General features: G+C 54.7%; 19 protein-coding genes and 1 tRNA gene. 13 read left to right on the top strand and 7 right to left on the bottom strand.

Translation table 11 applies throughout. From position 1 onward, the window contains the following. Positions 1-572: 572 nt before the first annotated feature. The 5 genes from L991_RS06365 to rpsU all read right to left on the bottom strand — a co-directional run bounded on the left by L991_RS06365 (position 573) and on the right by rpsU (position 5,446). A tRNA-Ile gene (locus tag L991_RS06365) sits at positions 573-649 on the bottom strand. 14 nt (positions 650-663) lie between these two features. Then, on the bottom strand, positions 664-2,601 hold the full coding sequence (rpoD, locus tag L991_RS06360; RefSeq protein ID WP_028449266.1) for an RNA polymerase sigma factor RpoD: 1,938 nt from the start codon (positions 2,599-2,601) through the stop codon (positions 664-666). Between the two features lie 116 nt (positions 2,602-2,717). Beyond that, positions 2,718-4,673 (bottom strand): DNA primase, encoded by a 1,956-nt coding sequence (gene dnaG / locus L991_RS06355; protein WP_052190674.1) that lies wholly within the window; start codon positions 4,671-4,673, stop codon positions 2,718-2,720. 9 nt (positions 4,674-4,682) lie between these two features. Then, positions 4,683-5,123, bottom strand: a complete 441-nt coding sequence (locus L991_RS06350) for a GatB/YqeY domain-containing protein (protein ID WP_047393424.1) — start codon at positions 5,121-5,123, stop codon at positions 4,683-4,685. Between the two features lie 110 nt (positions 5,124-5,233). After that, positions 5,234-5,446 carry a 30S ribosomal protein S21 gene (rpsU, locus tag L991_RS06345; RefSeq protein WP_028449263.1) on the bottom strand — a complete coding sequence of 71 codons (213 nt, stop codon included), beginning with the start codon at positions 5,444-5,446 and terminating at the stop codon, positions 5,234-5,236. Positions 5,447-5,621: 175 nt separating this feature from the next. On the opposite strand from rpsU, the gene tsaD reads away from it, so the two are divergent. Further along, on the top strand, positions 5,622-6,635 hold the full coding sequence (gene tsaD / locus L991_RS06340) for a tRNA (adenosine(37)-N6)-threonylcarbamoyltransferase complex transferase subunit TsaD (protein ID WP_047393420.1): 1,014 nt from the start codon (positions 5,622-5,624) through the stop codon (positions 6,633-6,635). 64 nt (positions 6,636-6,699) lie between these two features. On the opposite strand, the gene L991_RS06335 is transcribed toward tsaD, so the two are convergent. Together L991_RS06335 and L991_RS06330 are read right to left on the bottom strand one after the other, a co-directional pair. Then, complete coding sequence (locus L991_RS06335) at positions 6,700-7,347, bottom strand: fumarylacetoacetate hydrolase family protein (protein WP_047393417.1); 648 nt, start codon at positions 7,345-7,347, stop codon at positions 6,700-6,702. A gap of 12 nt (positions 7,348-7,359) precedes the next feature. Further along, on the bottom strand, positions 7,360-8,280 hold the full coding sequence (locus L991_RS06330) for a CobD/CbiB family protein (protein ID WP_028449260.1): 921 nt from the start codon (positions 8,278-8,280) through the stop codon (positions 7,360-7,362). 198 nt (positions 8,281-8,478) lie between these two features. On the opposite strand from L991_RS06330, the gene L991_RS06325 reads away from it, so the two are divergent. The 12 genes from L991_RS06325 (at position 8,479) to L991_RS06270 (ending at position 20,500) form a co-directional block, all read left to right on the top strand. Continuing rightward, complete coding sequence (locus L991_RS06325; RefSeq protein ID WP_047393414.1) at positions 8,479-9,072, top strand: superoxide dismutase; 594 nt, start codon at positions 8,479-8,481, stop codon at positions 9,070-9,072. 585 nt (positions 9,073-9,657) lie between these two features. Next, positions 9,658-11,700, top strand: coding sequence for a glycosyl hydrolase family 18 protein (locus L991_RS06320; protein WP_197053827.1), 2,043 nt, complete (start codon positions 9,658-9,660; stop codon positions 11,698-11,700). Between the two features lie 281 nt (positions 11,701-11,981). Continuing rightward, complete coding sequence (gene gspG / locus L991_RS06315) at positions 11,982-12,416, top strand: type II secretion system major pseudopilin GspG (protein ID WP_052190673.1); 435 nt, start codon at positions 11,982-11,984, stop codon at positions 12,414-12,416. 9 nt (positions 12,417-12,425) lie between these two features. Beyond that, positions 12,426-13,604, top strand: coding sequence for a type II secretion system F family protein (locus L991_RS06310; RefSeq protein WP_028449256.1), 1,179 nt, complete (start codon positions 12,426-12,428; stop codon positions 13,602-13,604). Next, the gene (locus L991_RS06305; protein ID WP_047393407.1) at positions 13,601-15,259 is read left to right on the top strand and encodes a GspE/PulE family protein; all 1,659 of its coding nucleotides are present in this window, start codon (positions 13,601-13,603) and stop codon (positions 15,257-15,259) included. The genes L991_RS06310 and L991_RS06305 overlap by 4 nt, the downstream gene beginning before the upstream one ends. Next, positions 15,240-16,031 (top strand): hypothetical protein, encoded by a 792-nt coding sequence (locus L991_RS16450; protein WP_156129011.1) that lies wholly within the window; start codon positions 15,240-15,242, stop codon positions 16,029-16,031. The genes L991_RS06305 and L991_RS16450 overlap by 20 nt, the downstream gene beginning before the upstream one ends. Further along, positions 16,028-16,606, top strand: a complete 579-nt coding sequence (locus tag L991_RS16445) for a hypothetical protein (RefSeq protein ID WP_052190671.1) — start codon at positions 16,028-16,030, stop codon at positions 16,604-16,606. Before L991_RS16450 ends, L991_RS16445 begins: the two co-directional genes overlap by 4 nt. After that, positions 16,603-17,127 (top strand): hypothetical protein, encoded by a 525-nt coding sequence (locus L991_RS06290; protein WP_047393404.1) that lies wholly within the window; start codon positions 16,603-16,605, stop codon positions 17,125-17,127. Before L991_RS16445 ends, L991_RS06290 begins: the two co-directional genes overlap by 4 nt. Then, the gene (locus L991_RS06285) at positions 17,127-17,678 is read left to right on the top strand and encodes a hypothetical protein (RefSeq protein WP_047393403.1); all 552 of its coding nucleotides are present in this window, start codon (positions 17,127-17,129) and stop codon (positions 17,676-17,678) included. The genes L991_RS06290 and L991_RS06285 overlap by 1 nt, the downstream gene beginning before the upstream one ends. Continuing rightward, a complete protein-coding gene (locus L991_RS06280; protein WP_156129010.1) occupies positions 17,675-19,663 on the top strand; it encodes a secretin N-terminal domain-containing protein in 1,989 nt (662 codons plus the stop codon). Before L991_RS06285 ends, L991_RS06280 begins: the two co-directional genes overlap by 4 nt. Continuing rightward, a complete protein-coding gene (locus tag L991_RS06275; protein ID WP_047393400.1) occupies positions 19,663-20,133 on the top strand; it encodes a type II secretion system protein in 471 nt (156 codons plus the stop codon). Before L991_RS06280 ends, L991_RS06275 begins: the two co-directional genes overlap by 1 nt. Continuing rightward, positions 20,123-20,500: a type II secretion system protein gene (locus L991_RS06270; RefSeq protein WP_231550494.1), complete on the top strand. Its 378-nt coding sequence runs from the start codon at positions 20,123-20,125 to the stop codon at positions 20,498-20,500. Before L991_RS06275 ends, L991_RS06270 begins: the two co-directional genes overlap by 11 nt. The last annotated feature ends 2 nt before the right edge of the window (positions 20,501-20,502 follow it).

The raw sequence follows: 20,502 nt of genomic DNA, 5'->3' as shown, positions 1-20,502 counted from the left end.
CGCTCCAGCGCTGGCCATCTCCGAGCTGGAGGGTGAGCAGGCGCTGGTCTTGGGTGAAGGCCGAGGCGAAGCTGGAAAGCAGGTCGCTGAGGTTCATATTGCAAGACCAAATATCAGAACAACCCACAATATTACGCGAAGATGACTAAAAACCCACCCAGCAACGCTGTGACTGATGTCACAAGCCACTAAAATACTGTCAAATCAAAAAAGGCTTGCAGCCATCAAGTACAGCCCAACATAGGCGGAGCGCCGATTCACAACTGAAAGTGATTATTCCCAGTGGTCAGCAACAAAAAGCAATTCGAGTTGAAATGTGCTTACTTTGGAGAATCAGGTAGGGTCGCCTAGGCTAAACGAATTTATGCTTCAAAACCGGTACTTGCGTTGAAACAGACAACGGCATGCAGGCCGCATATAGTCTGCCCGGACACTCTTCAGAGCAGATCACGAGGCACTAGCAAGGCATCGCGCAGGTAAATTAGTGAAGCCCACAAGGTAAAATTGCGGAGCAAAGCCGGAATTGCGGAGCAAAAAAAAGGGCTTAGCCGAAGCTAAGCCCTTGATTTCTTTGGTAGGCCCTGCGGGGCTCGAACCCGCGACCAAAGGATTATGAGTCCTCTGCTCTAACCGACTGAGCTAAAGGCCCGAAAGGTGAGCATTTTACTGGTCGCTGGCGGCGTTTTCAATAAAACTCTTCAATCTTTCTGAACGAGTTGGGTGGCGCAACTTACGCAGCGCCTTGGCTTCAATCTGACGAATCCGCTCACGGGTAACGTCAAACTGCTTGCCCACTTCTTCCAGCGTGTGATCGGTGCTCATATCGATACCAAAACGCATGCGCAGCACTTTGGCTTCGCGTGGCGTCAGAGTATCGAGCACTTCGCGGGTAGCCTCACGCAGACCGGCATAGACAGCGGCATCAGCCGGCGCCATATTGTTCTGGTCTTCGATAAAGTCGCCCAAGTGCGAGTCATCGTCATCACCGATTGGGGTTTCCATCGAAATCGGCTCTTTGGCGATTTTCAAGATTTTGCGAATCTTGTCTTCCGGCATTTCCATGCGGATCGCCAATTCTTCCGGCGTGGCCTCTAGGCCGGTTTCCTGCAAGATTTGCCGCTGAATGCGGTTCATCTTGTTGATCGTTTCGATCATGTGCACCGGAATCCGGATCGTGCGCGCCTGATCGGCAATCGAACGGGTGATCGCCTGACGAATCCACCAGGTGGCATAAGTTGAGAACTTGTATCCACGGCGATATTCGAATTTATCCACCGCTTTCATCAAGCCGATATTGCCTTCCTGAATCAAATCCAGGAATTGCAGACCGCGGTTGGTGTATTTCTTGGCAATCGAAATTACCAGACGCAAGTTGGCTTCAATCATTTCACGCTTAGCACGGCGAGCTTTGGCTTCGCCAGTGCTCATCTGCCGAGAAATCTCTTTCAGCTCTTTAATACTGATTTTTGATTGCTCTTGCAGCTCATTGAGCTTTTGCTGCTTTTCCATGATCGCGTGCTTGTAACGGAACATCACGCCCGAGTATGAATGCTCGGCCGAAACTTCTTCGTTCACCCATTCCATATCTGTTTCCCGACCTGGGAATACTTTAATGAAATGATCACGCGGCATACCAACCCGGCGCGTACACAGATCCATGATCTGGCGTTCGTGTGTACGAATGTCATCCACCATCGAGCGCATGACATCGCACAGTGACTCAACTTGACGGGCCGAGAAACGGATGGTCTGGAATTCATCTGCAATGGCTTGCTGGTGTTGCTGGTAGGCCGGATTGGCTGTACCACCGCTCGCCAGCGCTTGCAGCATTTTGTCGTACAGATCACGAATCAGCAGGAAACGCTCACGCGCCTGCTCTTTCAGAAGCTCAAGGTTGGCACTTGATGCAGCAGCAGCGCTGTCGCCATCGTCGTCTTCTTCCTCGTCTTCTTCATCGCCTTCTTCGATGGCATCTGGATCGGGCAGATCCGGCTCTTGCTCTTCTTCTTCCACCGCGTTCGGGTCGATAAAACCATCAATCACATCATCGATGCGGATTTCATCGCTCAAACCTTGATCAACCAGATCAATAATCTGGCCAATGGTGGTTGGGCAGGCGGAAATAGCGGTAATCATGTGGCGCAGGCCGTCTTCGATCCGCTTGGCGATTTCAATTTCGCCTTCACGGGTCAAGAGTTCCACGGTACCCATTTCGCGCATATACATCCGCACAGGGTCGGTGGTACGGCCAAACTCGGCATCCACCGATGACAGCGCGGCCTCTGCTTCTTCGGCGGCATCTTCATCAGCCACTGCAGCAGGCGCATCCGACATCAGCAGGTCTTCGGCATCTGGCGCCTCATCGTAGACCTGAATGCCCATGTTGGAGATCATGCTGATGATGCCTTCGATCTGTTCGGCATCCAGCATGTCTTCTGGCAAGTGATCGTTGATCTCGGCGTACGTCAGGTAGCCGCGCTCCTTGCCGAGAACGATCAGGGATTTGAATTTCGCTTTGCGCGCTTCAGGGTCGAGCTTCTCAACCGCTTCCTTGCCGCTCAATTCAGGATTTTCTTTGTCGTGTTTTTTATCTGCTGCCATGACTCTACTTGATGTGTCTAGCAAAACCGAAAATTATACCAGAGTTTGGGGGGGCTGTCGCCCCTGCCACCATGGTTACTATCCCCAAGCCACTGTATTTTAATGGGGCTAAGGGCTTATTTTTTCAACAATAACGCCAGATACTCGGCACGTTCGGCGTCGGTTAACCCACCGTGTGCATCGCGGTATTCCAGCTCGGCCTTTCGATCCAGTGTAGAACCCCGCCGCTGGGTTTGGGCGGCATTGTGCAAACTGTCACAAAATTCTGCCTGCAGCTCATCGTAGGCAAATTTATCAAACATGCCCTGCGAATCGCGCTGCACTTGCTGCAAACGCGGATAAATCGGCGCGCCGCGCCAATGTTCCAGCAAAGCCGTCGAGCTTATGTCAGCCTGATTGCGAATATATTGCAGCACTTCACGCACCAGCCCCACCTGCCCTTCCAGGCCCCATGCCAGCTCCAGCGCGTCACTCCCCGCGACTAGCTCCGGGCGCTGCACCGCAAGTTGCAACACCCGCAACAAGGGGTCTTGTTTTGGTCGTGGCGGCAGACTGGGCGGGCGTTGCTCGCGATCGCCAAAACGGCCATTGCGCCACTGCCCTTTGCCACTACGTGGCGTCCAGCCACTGTCACGCCCATCCCGACCCGCTCGCGCACTGCGCCATCCGCGATTGCGCTCGAATGGCGCCGCCGGCGCGTAGCCGGATGCAGCCTCGGCATATACTCCATCCAAGTATTGCGCCACAGGCATTTCATTAGCTTGCCTAGACGAAGATACCCCAGATAAAACCTGACTCATCTCGTCCATGGTGAGCTGGCACAGCTCGGCCAAGCGCTTGCTCAGCATTAATTTCAAGATCGGGGCGAGATTCAGCTGTTCAAGATAGGGCTGAGCCAAGCGCAACAACTTGGCTCGCCCCTCTTCCATCGTGAGCTCCACCTGCGCCGACAACTCTTTAAGCAAATACTGCGAGAGCGGCAGCGCCTCCTGGGTGATCAACTGCTCAAAGCGCGCCTGACCGAATTCCTGCACATACGAATCCGGATCATGTTCGGCCGGCAAAAACAAAAACCGTAGCTCTTTGCCATCGCGCACTTCGGGCAAGCTGTTTTCCAGCGCCCGCCATGCGGCGCGACGGCCTGCTTTATCGCCATCAAAGCCAAACACCACTTCATCCGCCAACTTCAGCAATTTGCGAATATGCTCTGGCGTGCAGGCAGTACCGAGCGAGGCCACCGCGTATTCCACACCATGTTGATGCAGCATCACCACATCCATATAGCCTTCGCACACCAGCACCCGCCCGCGATCACGGATCGCCGCCCGCGCCTGCGGCAAGCCATACAGCTCACGGCCCTTTTCAAACACCGGCGTTTCGGGCGAATTTAGGTATTTAGGCTCACCCTGCCCCATAATCCGGCCGCCAAAACCAATGATTTGGCTGCGCTGATTCATAATCGGAAACATCACCCGATCACGGAAGCGATCATAGCGGCGCTTGGTTTCTTCTTTGTCGATCACCAAGCCGGCCTCAGCCAGCAAAGCATTCCAGTCGTAATCCGGAAATGCCGCTTTTAAAGGCTGCCAATCTTCCCCGCCTGGCGCAAAACCCAAACCAAATCGCGCCGCGGTTTTACCGGCCACGCCACGTTTTTTGAAATATTCAATCGCCGCTGGCGAGGTTTTGAGCTGCGCACGGTAAAAATCGAAGGCGGTTTTTAGAACATCAAAAATCCCCGGTGCTTTTTGCTGCGCCGGGCTAGGCGGCCTGTCTTCGCTCGGCACCGTCATGCCCACCGATTCGGCCAACTGACGCACCGCATCCGGAAAGCTCAGCGCCTGATGTTCCATCACAAAGCTCAGCGCCGAGCCATGTGCACCGCAGCCAAAGCAGTGATAAAACTGCTTGGTAGGGCTCACCGTAAACGAGGGGGATTTTTCTTTGTGAAACGGGCAGCAGGCCATGTAATTCTGGCCGGCTTTTTTCAGCGGCAAATAGCGCTCCACCACGTCGACAATGTCCACGCGGTTGAGCAAATCCTGAATAAAATCCTCAGGAATTCGCGCCATTGTCGCGACTTAACCCAGGCGCGCTTTAATCAGCTTACTCACTTCAGCCATATCGGCGCGCCCAGCCAGTTGCGGCTTGAGTGTGGCCATGATTTTGCCCATGTTTGCAGGGGTTGCCCCATGCTCGGTCACAGCTGCGTCGATCGCAGCGGCGATTTCTTCGGCACTGAATGGCTGCGGCATATAGTCGGCCAGCACCAGCATTTCGGCCTTTTCTTTATCCGCCAGATCTTGCCGCCCTGCCGCCTCAAACTGACTGATACTGTCTTTGCGCTGCTTGAGCATTTTTTCGATGATGGCCGTGATGTCGGCATCGCTCAGCTCAATACGCTCATCCACCTCACGCTGCTTCATGGCAGCCATCAACAGCCGAATGGTGGCCAGACGGTCAGCCTGCTTTTCCTTCATGGCGGTTTTCATATCGGCAGTGATTTGTTCTTTCAGGCTCATGGCAAACTCCAGATCAACGGCAGCAACGGGGAAAAGCGCATACTACTGCGCGAATAGAAAATAAAAAAGGTCGCGCAGGGCGACCTTTTTCGGACTGGCAGTCGAAACTCTTAGTAGAGTTTAGCTGGCAGTTGCTGGCTGCGCAGACGCTTGTGCTGACGTTTAACAGCAGCAGCGAGCTTGCGCTTGCGCTCAGCGGTTGGCTTCTCGTAGAACTCGCGAGCACGAAGTTCGGTGAGCAGACCGGTTTTTTCAACAGCACGCTTGAAGCGGCGCATCGCTACTTCGAACGGTTCGTTTTCTTTAACGCGAACTGAAGGCATTAATCGAATCCTGTGGTAAATAAAAGCCAGAAGCTGGCCGGAAATCTAGTAAAGGGGTGCATTATCCCCGAAAACCACCCAACTGTCAAAACCGTTTCGCAGCAACAGACTTTATTGTTGCGCCCATGCCCGCTAACATAGCAACTTATCTTGTTTAAGCCAAAGAGCGCACAGCATGCTGGTACTAGGAATCGAGTCTTCCTGCGACGAAACCGGGGTAGCCCTGTACGACACCGAAGCGGGTTTGCTCGCCCATCAGCTCCACACGCAAATGGCGATGCACAGCGAATACGGTGGCGTAGTGCCCGAACTCGCGTCGCGCGATCACATTCGCCGTGTTCTACCACTGACCACCGCCTGCCTGGCCGAGGCAGGCCGCAGCCTGGAGCACATCGACGCCATCGCCTACACGGCCGGCCCTGGCCTTTCTGGCGCACTCTTGGTGGGAGCCTCGGTCGCTAACGCGCTAGCCTTTGCGCTCGACAAACCCACTATTGCCGTTCATCACCTCGAAGGGCATTTATTATCCCCCTGCCTGGCCGACCCCGCACCAGCCTTCCCGTTTGTAGCACTGCTGGTATCTGGTGGCCACACCCAGCTGATGGCAGTGCACGGCGTGGGGCGCTATGAATTATTAGGCGAGACAGTGGATGACGCCGCCGGCGAGGCTTTTGATAAATCAGCCAAACTACTGGGCCTGGGCTACCCTGGCGGCCCAGCGCTTTCCAAACTGGCTGAGCAAGGGGATGTCAACCGCTTTACCCTGCCACGCCCCATGCTGCACTCCGGCAATCTGGACATGAGTTTTTCGGGGCTTAAAACCGCCGTATTAAATCTAGTGAATGCGCAAAGCGAGCTAGACCCCCAAACCCAGGCTGACATTTGCGCCGCTTTTCAGGCCGCCATTGTTGAAGTGCTCGTCAAGAAATCACTGGCAGCGCTCAAACAAACCGGCCTGCAACGATTGGTCATTGCGGGCGGGGTTGGCGCCAATCGGCAACTGCGCGCCGCACTAGACGAAGCGGCCGCTCGCCGCAAATACACCGTGTATTACCCACCCCTGGCGCTGTGCACCGACAACGGCGCGATGATCGCCTACGCCGGCGCCCAGCGCCTGCAGCATCAACAAACCGCCGGCGCTTACAGCGTACAACCTCGCTGGGATTTGGCCAGCCTCGCCCAAGCCTAACCAATAAAAACAGGGGTATTCACCCCTGTTCTTTATCTACCAAGCTTTAGCACAATATACCCAGCTAGCGTACCGTGAAATCGGCTTGCAGATAGCCATCCCATTGCAGACGCAATTCATCACCCGCTCGCAGTGGCCCCACACCTTCGGGGGTGCCGGTGTAAATTAAATCACCAGGCTGCAAGGTGAAGTAGCGCGAGAGCCAGCTGATTAACTCAGCCACCGAAAAAGCCATATCCTGCGTGTGCGCCCGCTGTCGCAGCTCGCCATTAATCTGCAAACTAAAACTTTGCTGCTGTGGCTCAATACCTGCTGCCGGCACAAAATCAGTTAATACCGCCGCGCCATCAAAGCCTTTGGCCAAAGTCCAAGGGTTGCCGGCTTTTTTGGCCGCGGCCTGCACATCGCGAGCGGTCAGATCCAGCCCCAAAGCATAAGCTGCAACGTGGTCCAACGCTTGCGCAGGCGAGATATTTTGGCCGCCCAGCCCAATCGCCACCACCAATTCCAGCTCATGATGTACATCCGCCGACCAGCTCGGCAACACAATCGGCTGCCCGGGCTGCAACACCGCTGAATTGGGTTTGATAAATACCATGGGCTCGGCCGCAATCTGCGAGCCCATCTCTTTGGCATGCGCATGGTAATTGCGGGCCACGCAAAAGATATTATTAACGCGCAGGGTTTGCGTGCCGATCTGGATTTCCGCCATCACTCACCTCGCTCAAGACAGCCACTGGGCAATGGAGAACAGCAAAATCACCGCCAGCCACAAGATCGCCGCGCGCCACACCAGCGCCACCGCACTCACCAGATCATCGGTTGTAGCTACTTCGCCCACGCCCAGTTCCGGCCTGAATTTCACGGTGTGATCTTGATGCAGCGCCTCGCCCAGCTTAACGCCCAGCGCGCCGGCTGCTGAAGCCAGCAAAATGCCGTACTCCTGATCCATCCACTGCGCCGCCTGCTCGCGCCAGCAATACACCGCATCTTCAAAATTGCCCACAATCGCAAAGCTGATCGCCGCCAAGCGCACCGGGATAAAGTCGATCCATTCCATGGCCGTATCGGCAAAGCGGCCAAACACATCGCCATGCCCGCCCCAGCGCTCTTGCAACAAACTCGCGGCGCGATACAACACGGCCCCTGCCGGTCCAGCCACCCCTGCCAGCAATACAAACCAGAAAATTGTGCCAAAGACGTAACGATGCGAATCGATCACGCCTTGCTCGATGGTGAGGCGCGCTACTTCAGGCTCACTGAGCTCCGAAGTCGATTGACCAGTCCACCCACCCAACAAATCGCGGGCCGCCGGCAAATCATCGCGCTGCAGCGCTTTCGAGATCCCGGTAAAAGCGTAACTAAACTGGCGAAATCCCATCAGCAAATACAGCACGGCCACATTCCAGCACATGGCGGCAAAGACATTAATCTGCGCCAGCAACCAATACCCCCCCACCGCACCAGCCAGCAATGGCGCCACAGCTAGCAGCCAGGCATATACCCCATTGCGATATTCGCCAGCATTCATCCCCCGCGCCATTTGGTTGGCGAGGCGGACAAATAATAGATAGATCGGATTACGGTTACTGATCGGGCGCAACTGCTCCAGCGCCAGCGCCAGAATCAAAGACAGAATACTCATAAATCACCACGGGTCTAGCACGCAGATCCAGCCGGCAAGGCAAGCTGGCACTGGGTTTTTCCTGCATCACACCATGCGACACACCGTCTTTCACGATACCATAGTGCCCCATGGCCACCAAATACAATGCAAGTACTTGAAATACACTGCGACAACGCCATATCAGCCTAGATGACCACCCAACCGGAGAATCCACTCATGGAACACAAACTGCCAGAACTGCCATACGCGCAAGACGCCCTCGCTCCTTACATGTCGGCCGAGACCCTGTCTTACCACTATGGCAAACATCATCAGACTTACATCACCAACCTGAACAACCTGATCAAAGGCACCGAGAACGAAAGCAAATCGCTGGAAGAGATCGTTAAAACTGCTCCAGCGGGTGGCCTGTACAACAACGCCGCGCAAACCTGGAACCACACTTTCTTCTGGCTGGGCTTTGCGCCAAACCCAAATGGCGAAGAGCGCACTCCTGCAGGCGCCTTGGCCGACGCCATCAACGCCAAATGGGGTTCGTTTGACGAATTCAAGAAAGCCTTCAACGCTTCAGCCGCTGGCAACTTCGGCTCTGGCTGGACCTGGCTGGTGAAAAAAGCCGATGGCAGCGTTGATATCGTTAACACTGGCGCCGCTGGCACCCCACTGACCACCGCGGACACCGCTTTGCTGACCTGTGACGTTTGGGAACACGCCTACTACATCGACTATCGCAATAGCCGTCCAAACTACCTGGAAGGTTTCTGGAAGCTGGTGAACTGGGCCGTGGTTGCTGAGCGCTTTGCGGCGTAAATACCGCACCAAGCTGTGACCTTGCTCACAGCGGCTAGTTTCGTCGCCTAGACGCAAAAATCAAAGGCAGCCCCGGTGGCTGCCTTTGTGTTTTTTGCTCACCTCAAAAAGATACCACTTACAGACCAAACCCTTGTAAACAAACTGGTATCAATGCACATCACAACTGGTTTTATCGCAGGCACCGGTGACAAATTTATCCGCTCGTCATGCGTAGTGGTTTTACCTTATCTTTTTCAAAGCCAAACTCAAACTTACAAACCAATTCAAACCTAGGTTTTACGCCATTTGTCGCGGTTAAGCGGTGTTGACAGCCCCGATGTAGTGTGAAAAATTACCACTACAGCACCACGCACAACAGCCCTTTACCCAAGCAGAAGCTGCATGCGAGTTGCCAGAAAGTGGTATCACAAAAACTTTCTGTTGAGCTTAAACAACCGGCCGGACGCTCGATCGTGCGCAAAACGTCGACATAGCGACTACCTCCACTGGTTGTGACCGTCGTGATACTGGGAGTCAGTTGCATTTTGCTAAGCTGCGCCCCGGAGTTAGGACACTCCAATTTACAGGATGAGAGGAATCAGAATGAACTTCCGTTTGACTGCAATTTCTGCGGTAGTAGCCTTCGCATCATCGGCTGCATTTGCTGCCCCAGCTTGGAACAGCACCACCATCTACACCGGCGGTGAAGTTGTTACTTACCAAGGTAAAGATTACAAAGCAAAATGGTGGACACAAAACAACGTACCAGGCGCCGAGCAATGGGGCCCATGGGAACTGGTAAGCGGTAGCGCCACTGCAGCGCCAACCACCGCACCAACTTCAGTACCGACTGCTGCCCCAACTAATGCGCCAACCTTGGCGCCAACTACTGCACCAAGCACGGCCCCAGGCGCTTGTGTTGATGCCGCTTGGAGCAGCAGCACCGCCTACACCGGCGGCCAGAAAGTAAGCTACAACGGTCGTTCATACCAAGCACAATGGTGGACCAGCGGTGATCAGCCAGATCTGAATACCGGCTCAGGCAAACCTTGGAAAGATCTGGGCGCGTGCAGCGGCGGCACCGCCACCGCAGCACCAACAGCCACTCCAGTGGTAACTGCGGCTCCGACGGCCACACCAGTTGTGACTGCTGCGCCAACCGCGACACCAGTGGTTACCGCAACACCAAAACCAACTGCTACGCCAACTGCAACACCAGTTGTGACGGCAGCCCCAACGGCAACGCCAGTAGTCACTGCAGCGCCTACCGCAACCCCAGTGGTTACCGCAACACCAGCACCGACCTTTACGCCAACCGTACCACCAAGCACTGGCGCGAAACAAATCGGCACTTACTTTGCCGAGTGGTCAATCTACGGCCGTAAGTTCTACCTGAAAAACGTTCAAGACAGCGGCCAAGCAGCCAAGCTGACCTTCCTGAACTACTCATTCGGTAACGTTTACAAACAAGCTGATGGCACTTACCAGTGTCAAGCCAACGTAAACAAAGCTGAAACCGGCAACCAAGATGGTGGCGATGCTTGGGCTCTGTACCAAAAAGGCTTTGCTGCGAACGAATCAGTGGATGGCGTAGCTGACGCTTACGGCTGGCCAACATGGGATGATCCACGCAACGGCGTATCAGGCCCACTGAAAGGCAACTGGAACCAGCTGAAAAAACTGAAAGCGAAAAACCCGAACCTGAAAGTACTGATTTCTCTGGGTGGCTGGACTTGGTCGAAATGGTTCTCTGCAGCCGCTTCAACCGATGCACTGCGTAAAACACTGGTTTCTTCGTGTATCGACGTGTGGATCAAAGGCAACCTGCCATTTGATTCAGGCTCGAACGCTGGTGGTCCAGGCGTAGGTGCCGGTGTATTTGATGGTATCGATATCGATTGGGAATACCCAGGCGTACAAGGTATCGGCACCAACACCGTATCTGCTAGCGACAAAGAAAACTACACGCTGCTGATGAAAGAATTCCGCGCCCAACTGGACGCAATCGGCGCGCAAAACAACAAGCGCTACCTGCTGACCGTAGCGATCGGTGCTGGCGATGAGAAAATTGCCGCTACCGTTCCAGGCGAATACAGCAAGTACCTGGATTGGATCAACATCATGTCATACGACTTCAATGGCGCATGGGATGCTCAAGGTCCAACCGACTTCCAGTCAGCACTGTATGCAGATCCAGCTAGCCCACGCTACAAAGATCCAAAAACTGGCAAGATCACTAGCTACTACACCGATGCGGCAGTAAAAGACCTGATCGCTCGTGGTGTACCAGCAGCGAAACTGCACATTGGCGTACCATTCTACGGCCGCGGCTGGACTGGCGTGACCAATGTAAATAACGGCCTGTATCAAGCAGCCACTGGTGGCGCAGCCGGTACTTACGAGAAAGGGATCGAGGACTACAAAGTACTGAAGAACGCACCAGGTACTGAGTACATCCACCCAGTAACCAAACAAACCTACAAGTTTGATGGTTCAACTTTCTGGTCGTATGACACCCCACGCGATATCAAACTGAAAGCTGATTACGCGAAATCAATGGGCATGGGCGGTATCTTCAGCTGGGAAGCCGACGGCGACACCGCCACTGGCGAACTGGTTGATGCAATGACTCACATCAACAAGTAATTTTTAGTGCTTGTTGCAACCCCCTCCTTTGGAGGGGGTTTTTTTATGCATAACGCATTTATATTTAAGCCAAATTGACCAAAAAATAACACGAGCAGAAAGAAAGACATGGCCGCAAGCAAAAAAGGATGCACATCACAGAACCCGCAAAAATACTGGATTTGCAGCCCGCACAACGCAGTAAAAAGCCTTGATTTACCGGTTAAAAGGCAGTTAGCATGTCAGCTAGAGGATGGAATAAACTAACGTCTCGACAAAAAGATTTCTACACGAGAGTTAACATGACTAAGCAAGATATTTCTCGCTCAGCACACGCCGGCTTTACCCTGCTGGAATTGCTGGTCGTACTGCTGATTATTGCCCTGCTGGCCGGCTACGTCGGGCCAAAGCTGTTTGGTGAGGTGGGCAAAGCCAAAACCAAAACCGCAGCCAGCCAGATGAAATCCATTGCTGATGCGCTGGATCATTACCGCCTAGACACTGGCCGCTACCCCAGCAATGAGCAGGGGCTGGATGCGCTGGTCAAACGACCAAATGACGAGAGCAAATGGAACGGCCCCTACCTGATGAAGGATGTCCCGAACGATCCATGGGATAAGCCCTACATCTATCGAGTGCCGGGCGAAAATGGCCACGACTATGATCTGCTGACTTATGGCCTCGATGGCAAAGCCGGCGGTAGCGGCGAAGACGCCGACGTTAGCTACTGGCAATAAGCCTGCGCCATGCACTATAAAGTCAAAGCCCTCGCTGCCGGCGTGATGCAGGAGCTAGAGCTGGATGCCGCCAACACGGATGAGTTGCGCGCCCAGCTCAGCGCCAAAGGCCTGCAGCTGGTCAGTTTCGAAGCAGAACGCAAATTCGGCTTTTCGTTTGGTAAAAACGAATTCCAGGTTTCACTCTTCACCCAAGAGCTGATCGCGCTGCTGGAAGCTGGGCTGACCCTAGTCGAGGCGATGGAAACGCTGAAAGAGAAAAGCGGCCAAGACCAGAACCGCACGGTGCTAACCCGCATGATCGAAGGGCTGTACCAGGGTTTCCCGCTCTCCAAAGTCCTTAGCCAGATGCCGGAGCTTTTCCCGCCGCTGTATGTGGCGACCGTGGGCTCAGCCGAAAAAACCGGCCATTTGGCCGACGCGCTGAAACGCTATCACCACTACGAAACTCGCTTGGCGGCGGTCAGAAAGAAGATCGTCGCTTCGCTGGTGTACCCGCTGGTAGTGATCGGGATTGGCGGCAGCATTATGCTGTTCCTGCTGTTTTATGTGATTCCGAAATTCAGCCAGATTTACGCCTCGATGCGTAACCTGCCCTTCGCGGCCCAAGTGATGCTGTGGTGGGGTGATCTGGTTCACCAGCATGGCCAGATTATCTTCGGTAGCATTGTCGCTACCTTGGTGGGCGGTTATTTGCTGGTGCGCACGGAAGCAGCGCAAACCATGCTGCAGGAAATCTTCTGGAAGCTACCCAAACTCGACGGCTATCGCCGCTTGTTTTCGCTAACCCGGTTTTACCGCACGTTAGGCCTCTTGCTCTCAGGCGGCCTATCGATTGTGGCAGCTATGGATCTGGCCGCGCAATTGCTGCCGGTACAAATGCGTCTGGCCCTCTCACAAGCTTTGGTGGACATTAAATCCGGCCAGCAAGTGTCAGCAACCTTGCCTAAATATGGCTTAACCACCCCCGTAGCCGAGCGGCTGCTGCGGGTCGGCGAACAAAGTGGTGAGCTGGCCACCATGTGCGAGCGGGCCGCGCAGTTTTGCGATGAAGAACTGGATCGGGCGATCGAAATGTTCACCCGTCTGTTCGAACCCATTTTGATGTTGCTGATCGGTGTCTTGATCGGCGGGATTGTATTTTTGCTCTATATGCCGATCTTTGAGTTGGCCGGGAATATGCAATGAGCGAACTGACTCTGGATCTGATTCAGCATTTGCGCAGCAACGGCGGCAGCCAGCCGTTACCGATGCTGATTCAGCAGTCGCTTGGCCTGAATATCGAGGGGTATTGCGCTGAAGTCAGCGCCTACCTTGGCGTTCCAGCCATTACCCAGGAGGAGTTATACCAGCTCAAGCCACGGTATGACCTGCTCTCCTTCACCGATGCCGCGGCGCATCAGTGTTTCCTCGCCGAAAGTAGTCAGCTGGGCACGATTCTGGTGATGGCCGACCCGTTTAATCCGGTGGTGCGCAATTGGGCGCAACAGCGGATTACCGTCGCCTACCGCACCACCTTCGCCCACTACGAAGTCCTGCAGCATTATTTCAACGAATACGAAACCTCGCACCGTGCCATGGAGCAGTTTGGCGGCGGTGAAGGTGGCGAAACCTTGCAAGCGGGTGTGACCGAGATTTCTCTCTCCACGCTCTCGCAAGACGCCAACCCTGTGGTCAAGCTGGTTAACTCCACGCTCTACGACGCGCTCAAAGCCAAAGCCTCCGATATTCACATGGAAACTACCCCGAGCGGGATGACCATCAAATACCGGATTGACGGCGTGCTATTGCATGCGGGCGGCACCAATGGCGCGGATAAAGCCGAACAGATTATTTCCCGTCTGAAAGTATTGGCCGAGCTGGATATTTCTGAACACCGCATTCCACAAGACGGCCGTTTTAAAGCGCTGATCAATAACCGCGACATTGATTTCCGGGTCTCGATCATGCCGTCGATTCACGGCGAAGATGCCGTACTGCGGATTTTGGATAAGCAAGGTGGCGGCGATTCATTCAAGCAATTACGCCTCGATACCTTGGGCCATGAAGCGCAAACCATGGCGGCCATTCGTAGCCTCTCGCACGAGCCGTACGGCCTGCTGCTGGTTACCGGCCCAACCGGTTCGGGTAAATCCACCACGCTGTATGCCACGCTGTCGGAAATTAATAATGGTGAAGAAAAAATCATCACCATTGAAGACCCGGTGGAATATCAGCTGCCCGGCGTATTGCAGATTCCGGTCAACGATAAAAAAGGCCTTACTTTCGCCCGCGGTCTGCGCTCCATCTTGCGCCATGACCCGGACAAAATCCTGGTCGGTGAGATTCGTGACGGTGAAACTGCCAATATCGCCGTGCAAGCGGCCCTCACCGGTCACTTGGTACTAACCTCGGTGCACGCGAATAATGCTTTTTCGGTGATCGACCGCTTTATTCATATGGGCGTAGAGCCAAACAGCTTTGTGGATGCGCTGATTGGCGTAGTGGCCCAGCGGCTAATCCGTAAAGTTTGCCCACACTGCGTGGGGCCGGACGAGCCGGATGACGAACTGCTGCACAACTCGGGACTCACGCGCGAACAAGTTCGCGGCTGGACGTTCCGTAAAGGCAAAGGCTGCACCGCCTGCCGCAATACCGGTTACCTCGGCCGGAAAGCCATCGCCGAAGTGCTGCGGCTAGATGATGATATGAAGCAAGCCATCGCCAGCCATGCACCGGCTGTAGAGCTCAAACGGTTGGCACTGGCCAAAGGCTTTGTCTCGATGCGCCAAATCGCCGCCAATGCGGTATCACGTGGTGAAACAACTTTGCAGGAAATCAATCGTGTCACCTTTGTTGATTAATCATCACGCCTGCTTTGGCAAACAGCGGGTGCGGCTGGCGAGCCTGAGCCTGAGCAAAGAAGTGCTCAGCCGCCGGCGCGGCACGATCGACCCCTCGCCGGATGTGCTGGTATCTCGCCTGCAAGATTTGCTGACCAACACGCCACGCGGCAGTTTGGGACAAGACCAGATCAAGCTGATCTTTGGTTCACCCTGGGTGCGTTATGCTTGCCTGCCCTGGCAAGATGCCCTTGCCACCGAAGCTGATTGGGAAAACTACGCCCGCATTCTGCTCTCGCAGCAATACGGTGTCAGCACCGATAGCTGGCGGATTCGCGTTTCGGCCGGCTCATTTGGCCAGCCCCGGATTGCCGCAGCCATTGAAGAAGGCCTGTACCAGACGATTGCCGAGCTGTGCCGCTCCAGCAAGCTCAAACTCGCCGAGGTCGAGCCGCTATTCACCACCGCGGTAAATCAGCATCACCGAGCGCTGAAAGGCAATGAACATGCGCTGATGGTGGTTGAAACCTCGCATGCGATTGTCGGTTTTTATCGCGAGAAAGCCTGGCAAGGCGTAATTGCCATGCCGATTCAGCTCGATACCGACGAGCTAAGCAACTCACTCTCTGCGATTTTGCGCGAAGCGGCGGTCTTGTCGGGCCAGTTTTTGCCTGAGCACGTTTATCTCACCTCTTGTGATGTGTCTTTGCAGAGCTTAAAAGCCCCCGATTTTGATTTTGAATGGCTGGGCACCGCGCATCCGCAATTTATTCCCGGCGAGGTGCATGCATGAAACGCCTGCAACTCGACTTTCATCGTAACCCGTCGGTCGTACCTTGGCTGGGGCTGCTACTGACCGTCATCGGTATTGTCGCGGTGTTATGGGTGATGACCCAGCTGGATGTCGCCAAAGAAAATCGTAACCAGCTCGAGATTCGCGAAGATGAAGTGGCCTTGCGCCTGCGCCAGCAGGAGGCACGCCGTCTCGCCGAGCAAAAAGCCTCACCAGTTTCTGGCAAAGTGGCCAAAGTAACGCAAGCGCAGCTGGTGCAAAACGAAATCGGCATGGGCATTTTGGAAGAAGTCTGGCGCCCCGAAATTGCCTTTACCCGCATCGATATTGCCACGGTGGAGCAAGACATCAAGCTGGAGCTGGAAGCCAAAACCCTGAACGACGTGCTACTGCTGGTAGATCGCTTAAATGCCCACCCAGCCGTGCGCAACGTGTCCCTGGCGCGCAATGCAATTAAATCGGGTGATCCATTCAAACCGGCGGTAGCTTCGATCGAGTTCTTCTGGAAAGATCCCAAAGCCGATGCGCTGAAAGCCTCGAATGTCGCCTCACAAGTAACGGGGGCCACACGATGAAAAAAGCCCAATTGATGTGGTATTTGCGCCAGCTACCCAAGTACGCCGGCGTGCTTGGCTTGGCAGGGCTTGCACTGTTGGGCTTTGCGCTGATGCTGTATACCCAAGATTTAAAGCCATACCAGGCTGATCTAGCCAAACGCGAAGCTGAGCTTGAACGCAAATTTAAGCTACTGCGCAGCACGGCGATGGCCAGTGAAGCGGCCGCAGCCACGGTAAAACTGAATCAAGCAGATACCTTCACCTTTTTCTTGCGCCGCGTGAATGAAGTGGCCAGCGCGAATCAGGTGGTGATGGATCAGGTGGATTACAAATCGCAGCATGAAGCGGATGGCAAATTAAAACGCTATAGCATGCAGTTTCCAGCTACGGCCCGATATATTCAGTTCCGTCGCTTTATGGCCGCCCTGCATCAGATTCCGGGCGTACGTGTGGAAGCCGCCAATTTGCAACGCAGCACCATCGGCGAGGAGCGCTTGTCGATTCAGGTGCAGCTCTCTTATCTGACGGAGGTGCGTTAATGCTCTCCCGTCCCATGCAGATTATTCTCGGTGGCACTTTAGCGCTGACTGCTTATACCTTCTGGCAGGATTCCCAACAAGAAGCGCCAGAACTCGACACGGCGGCACCACGTGCGCAGCGCGCCAGTGTTGCCAGCAGCGTGGCCAAAGCCGTGGCATCGGGCGCTTCAGTGGCCAGCATGGCTGCCGTGGCGCCAGGCTCGCATGAGCCCAGCAGCCTGTCGGATTTATTCCCGAAACAGAATTGGGCGCCGCCACCGCCAAAACCAACACCCACACCGAAGCCGACCCCAACCCCGGTACCGGTGGCACCACCATTTCCTTTGCAGCTCACGGCCACTTGGCACGATAAGAGCAGCGATTATTACGTGCTGGAAGGACAAGGCCAATCACTGGTGTTGTGCTCAAGCTGTGACACCATGGGCCGCATCCGCCCGGGCGAGACTTTCCTGGGCGTGTACCGCCTTGATCGCCTGAGCCGCGATGCTATCTCCTTCACTTATTTACCACTCAATCAGCAGCAATCGCTGCCGACAGGAGGAACGCCGTGAAACGTGCGTTAATGACCTCAATGATTTCGCTGGCTTTCCTGGCCGGCTGTGCCGCCGATATGGCCCGTTATCAAGCAGAAACCCAGCAAGATGCCGGCAATCCAGAAGCGGCGCTGAAAATCCTGAAGCAGCAGATTGCCAGCTCGCCCAATGACATCAAATTGCGCGCGGCTTATCAAAGCAGTGTGAGCCGCTTTGTGAATAACCTCTTGGTGCAGGGCGATCAGGCACGTGCGCAAGGCAATAGTGCGCTGGCCATCAGCAGCTATCAGCAAGTGCTGGTGTGGGATCCGACCAATTTCCGGGCGCAAGAAGGCGTGCGGCTGATTGAGATGGGCGTACGGCATGATTCAATGCTGAAATACGCACGGGAAAACAAAGACAGCCGGCCGGATGAAGTATTGGGCATCGTGCAGCAAATCCTGATGGATAACCCGCGCAATACTCAGGCCCAGCTGATTAAAAACGATATTGAGAACCGCAAAGCGCGTGAAGTCAGCCTGCGCCCTAGCCTCGCCCAAGCCCTGAAAAGCCCAATCTCGCTGCAGTTTCGCGATCAGAGCATGATGAGCGTGTTTGATATTGTGTCGCGCATCGGCAAGGTGAACTTTATCTTTGATAAAGACGTGCCGCCTAATCTGAAAACCACGATCTATGCCCGCGATACCACGGTGGAAGACGTTATCAATCTGATTCTGGCCACCAATCAGCTGGATAAAAAAATCCTGAATGACAACACCATTCTGATTTATCCAAAGCGCCCGGATAAAGATCGCGATTACAAAGACATGGTGATGCGCACCTTCTATCTGTCTAACGCCGATCCGAAGCAAGTGCTGGCCATGATCAAGCAGATGGTAAAAACCCGCGACGTGTACATCGACGAGCGGCTATCCATGCTGGTGATGCGCGATACACCCGATGCCATTGCCGTGGCCGAGCGCCTGATTGCCGCTCAGGATATTCCCCAATCTGAAGTGCTGATGGATGTTGAGATCCTCGAAGTCTCGAATAGTGACGTGCTTGATCTGGGTATACTCTACCCGGGTAGTGTCACCGGCACCGTATATGGCAACACGATCGGGGCAGTACCCGTCACCACCACCAATACGGATGGCACGAAGACCACTACCACACCAACCAAAGTGGCGGGTCAGGTGACGCTGGATCAGATTAAAAACATCAATAAATCCGATGTGCTGATCAATCTGGGTAGCCCAACGATCACCGCCAATTTCCTCCAGCAGCGCGGCAATACCAATGTACTGGCCAACCCGAAAATCCGGGTGAAAAACCGCGAAAAAGCCAAAGTGCTGATCGGGGATCGCGTACCAGTGGTAACCACCACGACCTCGAATGGCGTGAGCACCGAATCGGTGAACTATCAAGACGTGGGCCTCACCTTGAATGTTGAACCAGTCATGACGGTCGACAACGAGATCAGCGTGAAGGTAAACCTCGAAGTTTCGAATATCGCACGCCAGATCACCACCAAATCGGGCCTGGTGGTCTACCAAATCGGTACCCGCCGCGCTGAAACCAATATGACGGCGCGTGATGGCGAAACTCAGGTGCTGGCAGGCTTGCTGAGCCGTAGCGAAACCGATACCGGCCAAGGCTTGCCGTTTATTAGCACGATCCCGGTTCTGGATCGCATCTTCGGCACTAAAAAATCCGAAGCAAGCAAAACCGAGATTATCCTGATGATTACGCCACGTGTGGTGCGCTCATTGCCACTGCCATCGTCGCATATCACTAGCTTTGATAGCGGTACCGAAGGCGCAATTAGCACCGACCCATTGCGCCTGCGGCCATCGTCCACCTTCAGCATTAATTCGCAAGGCGGCGCGCTGCCGTATGTACCACCCGCACCAGTTCCGGCCCCTGAACCACAGCCGGTGCCGCAACCACAGCAGCCTCCACAGCCCCAAGCTGAACAGCCGCAGGGTCAGGTAAGCCGTGGCGCGGGGATGCGGGGTCGTTAATGCGTCAGTCCGGGTTTACGCTGATCGAGCTGATGGTGACCTTAACCATCCTAGCCGTGCTGGCGACAGTGGCTTTACCGCTGTCGCAAGTCGCGGCTACGCGTTATCGTGAAGACGAATTACGCCGCTCTTTAACGCAAATCCGCGATGCAATCGATCAGTACAAACTCGCTGTCGAAGCCGGCAAAGTCAATAAATCTCTGGAGGACAGCGGCTACCCCCCTACTCTGGATGTACTGGTGGAAGGCGTCAAAGACCTGAAAGACCCAGGCGGGCGTAAGATCTATTTCTTGCGTCGTATGCCTCGCGATCCATTCTGCGATTGTCCAAGCAAAAATAATGCGCAAACTTGGGGCCTACGCAGCTATGCCAGCCCGCCTGACGCGCCTGCCGAAGGGCGCGACGTGTATGATGTGTACTCCCTCTCAAGCAACGTAGGATTGAATGGTGTTCCCTACCGTGACTGGTAATCCCCGCCGTCTGGGCTTTACCCTGATTGAACTCTTGGTGGTACTGGCGATCATGGCCAGTCTGCTGACCCTAGTCGTGCCCCGCTACTTCCAGCAAACCGACCGCGCACAAGAAACGGTACTGAAACACAATCTAGTCGCGGTACGCGAAGGGATTGATAAATTCTTTGCCGACACCGGCCGTTATCCCGCCACCCTGCAAGAGCTAGTCGATCGCAAATACCTGCGCGAAGTCCCGCTCGACCCAATTACCAACAGCCGTGACACCTGGGTGATTATCAACCCCGAGGGCACTGGCGGTGTATATGACATCCGCAGCGGATCGGATGCCACCGCCAAAGACGGCTCACGCTATAACAGCTGGTAATG

Source organism: Chitinibacter sp. ZOR0017, from assembly GCF_000799095.1.
Lineage (GTDB): Bacteria > Pseudomonadota > Gammaproteobacteria > Burkholderiales > Chitinibacteraceae > Chitinibacter > Chitinibacter tainanensis.
This window is presented reverse-complemented; position numbering and strand designations above follow the sequence as displayed.

Bases quoted from the DNA above. Each gene is read 5' to 3' on its own strand.
- rpoD (WP_028449266.1), bottom strand. From the start codon at position 2,601: ATGGCAGCAGATAAAAAACACGACAAAGAAAATCCTGAATTGAGCGGC.
- dnaG (WP_052190674.1), bottom strand. From the start codon at position 4,673: ATGGCGCGAATTCCTGAGGATTTTATTCAGGATTTGCTCAACCGCGTG.
- L991_RS06350 (WP_047393424.1), bottom strand. From the start codon at position 5,123: ATGAGCCTGAAAGAACAAATCACTGCCGATATGAAAACCGCCATGAAG.
- rpsU (WP_028449263.1), bottom strand. From the start codon at position 5,446: ATGCCTTCAGTTCGCGTTAAAGAAAACGAACCGTTCGAAGTAGCGATG.
- tsaD (WP_047393420.1), top strand. From the start codon at position 5,622: ATGCTGGTACTAGGAATCGAGTCTTCCTGCGACGAAACCGGGGTAGCC.
- L991_RS06335 (WP_047393417.1), bottom strand. From the start codon at position 7,347: ATGGCGGAAATCCAGATCGGCACGCAAACCCTGCGCGTTAATAATATC.
- L991_RS06330 (WP_028449260.1), bottom strand. From the start codon at position 8,280: ATGAGTATTCTGTCTTTGATTCTGGCGCTGGCGCTGGAGCAGTTGCGC.
- L991_RS06325 (WP_047393414.1), top strand. From the start codon at position 8,479: ATGGAACACAAACTGCCAGAACTGCCATACGCGCAAGACGCCCTCGCT.
- L991_RS06320 (WP_197053827.1), top strand. From the start codon at position 9,658: ATGAACTTCCGTTTGACTGCAATTTCTGCGGTAGTAGCCTTCGCATCA.
- gspG (WP_052190673.1), top strand. From the start codon at position 11,982: ATGACTAAGCAAGATATTTCTCGCTCAGCACACGCCGGCTTTACCCTG.
- L991_RS06310 (WP_028449256.1), top strand. From the start codon at position 12,426: ATGCACTATAAAGTCAAAGCCCTCGCTGCCGGCGTGATGCAGGAGCTA.
- L991_RS06305 (WP_047393407.1), top strand. From the start codon at position 13,601: ATGAGCGAACTGACTCTGGATCTGATTCAGCATTTGCGCAGCAACGGC.
- L991_RS16445 (WP_052190671.1), top strand. From the start codon at position 16,028: ATGAAACGCCTGCAACTCGACTTTCATCGTAACCCGTCGGTCGTACCT.
- L991_RS06290 (WP_047393404.1), top strand. From the start codon at position 16,603: ATGAAAAAAGCCCAATTGATGTGGTATTTGCGCCAGCTACCCAAGTAC.
- L991_RS06285 (WP_047393403.1), top strand. From the start codon at position 17,127: ATGCTCTCCCGTCCCATGCAGATTATTCTCGGTGGCACTTTAGCGCTG.
- L991_RS06275 (WP_047393400.1), top strand. From the start codon at position 19,663: ATGCGTCAGTCCGGGTTTACGCTGATCGAGCTGATGGTGACCTTAACC.